At 74.1% G+C, this 5198-nt stretch carries 4 protein-coding genes; all 4 read right to left on the bottom strand.

The window, feature by feature from the left end:
• Positions 1 to 66: 66 nt before the first annotated feature.
• Positions 67 to 1107: an NADP-dependent oxidoreductase gene (locus ACTIDRAF_RS0205635; RefSeq protein WP_016697744.1), complete on the bottom strand. Its 1041-nt coding sequence runs from the start codon at positions 1105 to 1107 to the stop codon at positions 67 to 69.
• A 12-nt stretch (positions 1108 to 1119) separates the two neighbouring features.
• Complete coding sequence (locus tag ACTIDRAF_RS27425; protein ID WP_157162871.1) at positions 1120 to 1929, bottom strand: GNAT family N-acetyltransferase; 810 nt, start codon at positions 1927 to 1929, stop codon at positions 1120 to 1122.
• 98 nt (positions 1930 to 2027) lie between these two features.
• Positions 2028 to 2405 carry a hypothetical protein gene (locus ACTIDRAF_RS0205625; RefSeq protein WP_016697742.1) on the bottom strand — a complete coding sequence of 126 codons (378 nt, stop codon included), beginning with the start codon at positions 2403 to 2405 and terminating at the stop codon, positions 2028 to 2030.
• Positions 2405 to 5198, bottom strand: a 2794-nt coding sequence (locus tag ACTIDRAF_RS27420; protein ID WP_016697741.1) for an FtsK/SpoIIIE domain-containing protein, incomplete at its 5' end; no start/stop codon positions are given. The genes ACTIDRAF_RS27420 and ACTIDRAF_RS0205625, both read right to left, overlap by 1 nt.

Below are 5198 nucleotides of genomic sequence, written 5' to 3'. Positions count from 1 at the left end.
GGTCGGCTCCCCTCCACCGACCGGGCCCCGGAATCCGCCTGACCCGCGCCCGCCGCGGGGCGGAACTCAGAGCTCCACGAGCATCTTGCCGATGTTCTCGCCGCGCAACATCGCCAGGAAGGCCTCCGGTGCCCGCTCCAGCCCGGACATGGTCGTCTCCCGGTGCCGCAGCCGCCCGGCCCGCACCCACTCACCGACCTCCGCCAGGAACCGCTCGCGCACCTCGATGTGGTCACCGACGATGAACCCCCGCGCGGTGAGCCGCCGCCCCACCATGAGCCCCAGGTTCCGGGGGCCGGGCGGGGGCTCCGTCTCGTTGTAGGCCGAGATGGCCCCGCACATCGCGATGCGCCCCCCGGTGCGCATCGCCCCGATCGCCGCCTCCAGGTGGTCGCCACCCACGTTGTCGAAGTACACGTCGATGCCGTCGGGCGCGGCCTCCGCGAGCTGGTCGGCCACCGGGCCGGCCTTGTAGTCGAAGGCCGCGTCGAAACCCAATTCTTCGGTCAGGTAGCGCACCTTCTCGGGAGAACCGGCGCTGCCCACCACCCTGGCCGCGCCCCGCAGCGCGGCGATCTGGCCCGCCGCAGAGCCCACGGCGCCGGCCGCGCCCGACACGAAGACCACGTCACCGGCCCGCTGCTGGGCGATCTCCACCAGACCCACGTACGCGGTGAGCCCGGTCATGCCCAGCACGCCCAGGAACGTGCCCGGCGGCGGGGCGTCCGGCCCGCCGGGCACGGGCAGCGCCCTGTCGGCCGGCACCACCGCCCACTCCCGCCAGCCCAGCTGGTGCGAGACCAGGTCACCGGGGGACACGCCCTCCGCGCGGGACTCCACCACCCGGCCCACCGCCCCGCCGTCCAACGGTTTCCCCAGCTCGAACGGGGCGACGTAGGACCGGCCCGCGTTCATCCGGCCCCGCATGTAGGGGTCCACGCTCATGACCACGTTGCGGACCAGCAGCTCGCCGGGACCGGGGCGGGCGACCGGGGCCTCGGCGAGGTCGAAGTCGTCCAGGGTGGGCCAGCCGGACGGGCGGGAGGCCAACCGGATCTCCCGACCCGACTCCGGGACGGTGCGTTGCTCGGTGGATGCGGCGGACACGGAACCACTCCTTCACGACGAACCTGTTGACGACGACGTACCCGGTCGACCGACCGGGCCGGCCGGCACGGGTGCCGGCTCGATACTGGCCAGGGCGCGGTACCGGAACCCAAGCCTCTCGTATACCCGGATCGCGGTGTCGTTAGTCGAGTCGACCATCAGCGCGGCCGTTCCCTCCCGCAGCAGGGCGTCCCGCAGGAAACCCGTGACGGCGCCGCCAGCGCCCCGGCCCCTGGCCGTCGGACAGGTCGCCACCCCGGCGATCAGCGACACACCCGGAGCGGGCCAGGAGTCCGCGCCCACGGCCACGAGCCGGCCCCCGGCGTCCCACCGGCCCGCCCACCGGGTGGCGGCCGGGTCACCCGGCCACAGCCAGGACCCCGGGCTGGCCCGGCGGAGCAGGTCCGCCGCCTCGGGCAGCTCCTCGGCCGACAGCCACCGGACCGAATCCGCGCCGGGCGGCCCCGGCTGCGGGGTCGTGACGTCCATCCACCCCCAGGACACCAACCGGCCCCGGTGCTCGTCGGCGGCCAGCAGGCGCTCGGCGAGGCGGGCGGACGCGGTCAGCCGGAACGACGGGCCCGCCCGTTCCCGGAGCTGCCGGAAGAGGTTCCGCGCCGAGACGACGTCGGTGCCAGCCCCACCGAGCACGATCCGGTCGCGGCGGAACAGGCCGGGCGCGACCACGGCGACCGCCCCGCCGAGCCGCCACGCCGACCCGGCGGGGCCGGGGTAGGAGGGTGCCAGGGCCTGGGACGCCCAGCGGAGCAGCGGGTCATCGGTCGCCTCGGCCACCTCGCCGGGCGTGAGGAGTGGACGCACGACCGGCATCATCCCGCCGGGACGGCGGTGACGGCCAGGGGCCGCGACGCACCTCACCACCAGCGGCCCGCGCCGGCAGCGGGCCAGGGCCACGGCTCTCAGGGCTGCTGGCGGCGCCGGAACAGGCCCCGCCGCTCGAGCGACGACTTCAACTCCTCGAACGCGGCGTCGACCTCGTGGCCGCAGGCATCCAGGTCGGTGTACGGGGTGGACCGGTCCGGGCGGGGCAGCGGGGTCATCCGGAGCCACCGCTGGTCCCACAGGAGCTCCACGGCGGCCTCCCACCGCAACCGGGCGGTCCACCGGGTGACGTGCTCCCGTTCGGCGGCCGCCTCCCGCCGCTGCTCGGCGGCCAGCAGTTCCGCGCGCAGCTGTTCGGCCCGCTGTTCGTCCCGCTCGCGAAGCCGGTCCACCGCGTCGGTGACCAGCCCGCAGATCTCCTTGTAGGCGTCGGCCGCCGAGGTCGGCTCGGTCATCAGGTCCGTCCTCCCAACCCCGCGTTCACCTGCGGGGCTCCCCCGCTGGAGCCGGCCGCGCCACCACCGCCGGAGTCGGCATCGGCACCCCCGGCCGCGCCGAGGTCGACCTCGCAGGGGATCAGCACCTGGGGCCCGGTCGAGGCGGACCGGTCGAAGAACAGGCCCCGCTGCGGCCGGGGGGACCAGGAGATCACCTGGTTGGCGGCGAGGCTACCCAGTTCCTGGCCGTGCACGTCGAGCGCGACGAAGGCGCCGATGTCGTCCAGCCCGCCCCCCAGCAGCAGCGCGTTCCGCAGCCGGGAGGTGGCCCGCCACCAGCTGAGCACATGGGTGCGCCGTTCGGGACCGTGCCGGAGCAGCGCCTTCAGGTCGTCCAGGCCGGTCCGCATCCCGGTGCCCCGCTCCTCCAGCCTCGGCAGCGCCGCGTCCGCCCCGAACAGCAGCAGGTAGTGGTGGCCGGTGGGCCCGCCCTCCCCGGTGACCTCGGCCGCCGCACCGGCCAACACCTCGGTGACCGCACCGGCCTCCCGGTAGTCGACGCAGCCCGCGCCCTCCCGCCTCCCCCGATCGTCGGACAAGGCCGCCGCCAGCGCCCGCACCGCGTCCCTCGCACCGTCCACGAAGCACAGCAGCGTGAACCGGACCTCCTCCCGCCCGTGCTGGCGGGACAGGGACATCGCCGCGGCGGACAGCACCCGGAGGGCGTCCTCCCGCGCGGAACCGAGCACCGCCAGGTTGCGTCCCGGCGTCGGTTCCAACGGCAGCCGCGCCGCGCTGCCCGCCACGTCGATCACCTGCCCCAGCAACGCGACCGGTCCACCCCCGGTCGGGGGCCCCTCCGACCCCAACGCCTGGTAGTCGGGCAGGTCCGAGAGCGCGGGCACCCGGCTGCCGTCGAAAAGGGTGGGTTCCCGCGAGCCGGGGGAGGACCGCCACATCTCCCCCTGGAGGCGGTCGAAGGTGCCCCTGCTCGTGGAGTCGGGAATGCGGGCCACCTCGTTGCCGTGCGGGACACCGGAATCGTGGTTGATGACCGCGTGCCAGCGGGGGATCTCCATCGCGGCCAGGTTCGTCTCCGTCAACACCCGCCTCGCCTTGGGCAGCGCGATCCGCATGATGAACTGTTCGAAGATCGCCGGCTTGCCCCAGAACGCCTCGATGCCCGACACGTCCTGACTGGACAGGACGAGGTGGATGCCCTGCGAACGTCCCCGGCGCGCCACGTCCTCCAGCAGCGCCGCCGCCTCGTGGGTCACCTCGTCCCGCTCGGCGAAGAGGTACTGGAACTCGTCGATCACGGCGACGATCCGGGGCCACCTGCCCTCCGGGTCCTCCGCCCGCAGCTCCTCCAACTTCGTGACCTCGTGCAGCTTGGCCCGGTTCGCCCGGCGGCGCATCTCCTCGGCGAGGAAGCGCAGCAGCGCCAGCCCGAACTCGCGGTCCTGGTTGACGTTCACCCCGACCAGCCGCGCGTGCGGTAACCAGCTCGGATCCTTGCGCCCCGGCGCGAACTGGGCGAACGACACCCCCTCCTTGAAGTCGAGCAGGTACAGCTCCAGCTCGTCCGGGGAGTAACGGGCGGTCAACCCACCCAGCAGGGCGTACAGGAAGTTGGTCTTGCCGGAACCACTCGGCCCGCCGATGAGGGCGTGCGGAGCGGTGTCACCGAGCGAGACGTAGACCGGTTCCCCGTCGTGGTGACCGACCGGCGCCTGCACCCCGGAGCTGGAGCGGTAGCTCCACCGCTCCCCCGGTAGCAGGTCGTCGAACGTGCAGACCCGACTGCGGCGGTTCACCATCTCGTCCGCGATCGCGGCACACGCCCGGGGAACCAGTTCCCGGGGCAGCGGCGGGTCCGGGGTGACGGTGACGTGCGCGCCCGTCATCGTGCACCGCGCCGTCTGGTCATCGCCGAGCCGCAGCGACTCCACGGCGCTGTTCACCGTCACCGGCAGGTCGACCAGGACCAGCACCACCCCGCACGACAACCCGTTCCTGGCGATGCGCTGGAGCTTCTGCTGCTGCTCCTCCTTCAACGCCGAGCGGTTCCCGAACAGCACGGCGACCCGCCACGGTTCCTTGCGGCGCCCGGTCTCGGCGCTCAACGCGCCCAGCGACGGCCGCCCGTCCACGAGGACGCTGGTGTGGATGCGCCGGATGTGCTCGGCCAGCTCGTCGAGCAGGTCGTGGGGCCTGGCCGGATCGTGCACCGTGAGCAGCCCCGCCCTGGCCAACGGGTACAGGCCGGGCAGCGACCCGGTGAGCTGGCCGACGTCCCACACGTGCAGGTGCACCAGCCCCGGCTGGAAGTGGCTGAACACGCGCAGCAGCAGCGCCTCCACCAACGTCTCGGCCGTGATCCGCGACTTCGGCGTCGAACTGATGTGCAGGTGCGCGCCGTCCAGCAGCGGCACGGCCACCGGGAACGGAGGCGAACCGGGGACCGCGTCCACCGTCGCCGTCCCCACCCGCCACAACTGCGGGGTGCCGCCCCCCTCCACGGTGCCGTCGCTGGTCCCGGGGCGCCCCAACCACTCCCCCGGGGCGGCACCGGCCGCCCCCGGTGCGTTCCGCCGCACCAGGTCGGCCAACCGCTCCGGACCCTGGGTCGTCCACGGGCGGAACACCTCGTCGCGTTCGGCGACGGCGTGGTCGAGGACCGGGCGCAACGACCGGTTCGGCAGGCACCGGGTGAGCGTCTCGTCGGTCGGGACCCGGTCCACCCCGGTCTCCCGCAGCCACAGCTCGAACATCAGCCGCGCGTGGTCGAGCGAGGCCGCCGACAGGCGG

It is taken from the genome of Actinoalloteichus spitiensis RMV-1378 (assembly GCF_000239155.1).
Classification (GTDB): Bacteria; Actinomycetota; Actinomycetes; order Mycobacteriales; family Pseudonocardiaceae; genus Actinoalloteichus_B; species Actinoalloteichus_B spitiensis.
This window is presented reverse-complemented; position numbering and strand designations above follow the sequence as displayed.

Excerpts from the sequence above, each read along its gene's own strand:
- ACTIDRAF_RS0205625 (WP_016697742.1), bottom strand. The coding sequence starts at position 2,405 with ATGACCGAGCCGACCTCGGCGGCCGACGCCTACAAGGAGATCTGCGGG.